Origin of the sequence: Exiguobacterium sp. SH5S13 (assembly GCF_004337085.1) — a bacterium.
Taxonomy (GTDB): domain Bacteria; phylum Bacillota; class Bacilli; order Exiguobacteriales; family Exiguobacteriaceae; genus Exiguobacterium; species Exiguobacterium aurantiacum_A.
Genome location: NZ_SJUS01000051.1, coordinates 1 through 2,474, shown reverse-complemented (window position 1 = coordinate 2,474; position 2,474 = coordinate 1). Strand labels below are relative to the sequence as shown.

The following is a 2,474-nucleotide window of genomic DNA, read 5'->3' as shown; positions in this document are numbered from 1 at the left end:
TGTAGACGTCAAGTTGATTTTGACACTTTTTGCTCGTTTGCCTTTTACACTTCTGCCGAAAACAATGATTTCCGGTTCCTCATCCGATGACTGTCGTCATCACTATGTATGATTTCGACGCGATGGAGTAAGCGGTCCAGTATCGCAGTCGTGATGCCCTGGTCCCCGATCAATTCGCCCCATTGATCGGGGCTTTTGTTCGAGGTCAGGATGATCGAGCTGCGCTCGTAAAGGTGGTTGACGAGATGGAAGAAGAGATTGGCTTCTCGTTGGTCCATGGCCATATACATCAGGTCATCGATGATGACCAGGTCCGAATCTCGCAACCTTTTTAACTGGATCTTCGACTTACTTGAGAACTCTTCACTTTTTAATAGTTGGACGAGTTCGCCCATCGTGACGAAGTATACCTTGAACCCGTGGTTGACCGCCTCGATTCCCAGCCCCACAGCCAAAAACGTCTTTCCGACGCCCGGAGGGCCCAAGAGGATCAGGTTGTACTGTTGCTCGAGCCAGTTGAGCTGTTTCAACTGCTTCAGCTGTCGGGCGGTTAGTGCGGTCTGTTCCTCTAAATTGAACTCCGAGAGGGATTTAATGAACGGGAATCGGGCCCACTTCATTCGTCTCTCCAAACTTTTAGCGTCTCGTTTGGCGCGTTCATGGTTCGTGATGGCACTTAGAAATTCGATATACGTCCAGGAGGCCATTTCGGCCTCTCTCAAAATCTGTGGGAGGGCGTCAGCCGTCTCGGCGAGACGAAGCTGCCGAAAGTCCTGTTGTAACTCGGAAACGCTTTGACTCATTTTACCGTCACCCCTTTCAGGATGTCGGTGTAGGCTTGGATCGGCCTCGTTGCGACCTGTATCCCGGATTTCTTCGGACGTTCGGTATCGGGTTTTGTATCACACCCATCGTCCGCGAGGGTCGCGAGATAGTGGACCACGTCTCGGAAATCGTTGGCGCTGAACAGCTTCTCTTGCGAACACTTTTCCAGTGCCTTCGTTAAGTGATTGGGATACATGGTCGCGACGTCCCTGACGATGTTGAACTGGTCGCGGCGGTAACGTGGATACCGCTTCGAGAGCTCAACCAGATAGTCAGAGGCAGACTCTCTGTCCTCGAAGTAGGCGAGGACCTGTTGCTTCAGTTCTTCGATTCCCTTGGAACGATCTCGCAGGTGGTCACGGTTTTGAATCAGTTTTCCGCTCTCTTGGCTGATCCGGTGGTCTGCGATCACTTCTCCCTCGGGAGACTCGCGGATCAATAATCGCTCCTGATCGGTCACTTCGACGAATACCACCTTTTTCTTGACCGATGAGTAGGTCCCGATTGGGACGGTGTAACGGTTTGAGCGATAACGGATTGTGTTGTCCTTGCCGACGTTCCTTGCTATACTTTCCATATGGATGCTTTCGAAAGAAAGTAGCGAGGAGACCGGTTGTAAGTGTTGTTTTTCGACGGAGAACACTTCAGCTGGTCTTTTTTTCGTTGTCTGGTGGACATTATAATTTCCTGTCCTCTCCAGCCATCTCATGGAACGGTCGTTCCAATCCTCGATATGCCGGTACACTCTGCTGTCCGCAAAATTCCGTTTGATATACTTCACGACGTTCTCGATCATACCCTTCGACTCCGGGTCGGCCCTACGACATAAATAGATCCTGAACTTCCGTTCGTTCACATAGGCTTGAAACTCATTGGTCAATAGAACGTCACCTGCGTTCTCGTTGATTGCGATGAGGTGATCCTGGTCGTAGACGATTTCAGAAGGGCGCCCACCATAGAATTGAAACGCATTCTCGTGGCAGCGAATGGTGTCCTTGGTGGTGAACGGACGCTCTCTCCATTCCACATACTTCATTCGAGAGTGCGCAAGTACGAACGCGATGAAATAGAGCTTGATCGTTTTCCCATCTTTAGTCCGTTGTCTGGTCTCACCCCAGTCCACCTGTATCTGCTTGCCCATCGGTTGTTCAGGGATGGCCTCGTAATGGCGGACAATCCTTTTCTTTTCAATCTGATAGATTTCTCGGATTTCCTTCACGTATGTCCTCACCGTGCTCGATCCGACCGAGAGGTCGGGATATCTTTCAAGTAACCAGTCATGGACTTGTGCGCTGCTCAAATGCGGATACTCCTCCAACCATGCAATGATCCAGTCCCGATATATGTCGAGTTTCTTTTTTCGTGAACAGGCTTTTCCGTCAAATTCATGTAGGGCGTCTTCATATGTCATCTTCAGGTACTTATATACCGTCGGTCTTGATACCTTCAGCGCTGTGGCGATTTGAGCCACTTTGATGTTTTGCTGATACATTTGATGAATCTTGATGTGTAGCACTAACTTTTCCTCCAAATCCATTCCCTCCAGATAAAATAGCTTCAACTACTCTATCGGAGTTCTGTTCTGATTCTTCGGCAATAGTGTAAAATCGTATCGAGCAAAAACTGTCAATTTTATTCTAGCGTTCACA

2 protein-coding genes are annotated in these 2,474 nt (G+C 49.2%); both read right to left on the bottom strand.

Annotated features, from left to right (window positions below; all coding sequences use genetic code 11):
* Positions 1-44: 44 nt before the first annotated feature.
* Positions 45-803: an IS21-like element helper ATPase IstB gene (istB, locus tag EVJ30_RS14815; RefSeq protein WP_131469567.1), complete on the bottom strand. Its 759-nt coding sequence runs from the start codon at positions 801-803 to the stop codon at positions 45-47.
* Entirely contained in the window at positions 800-2,341 is a 1,542-nt protein-coding gene (gene istA / locus EVJ30_RS14810; RefSeq protein WP_131469566.1) for an IS21 family transposase, read from the bottom strand. The genes istB and istA overlap by 4 nt, the downstream gene beginning before the upstream one ends.
* Positions 2,342-2,474 lie beyond the last annotated feature (133 nt).

Bases quoted from the DNA above. Each gene is read 5' to 3' on its own strand.
- istB (WP_131469567.1), bottom strand. From the start codon at position 803: ATGAGTCAAAGCGTTTCCGAGTTACAACAGGACTTTCGGCAGCTTCGT.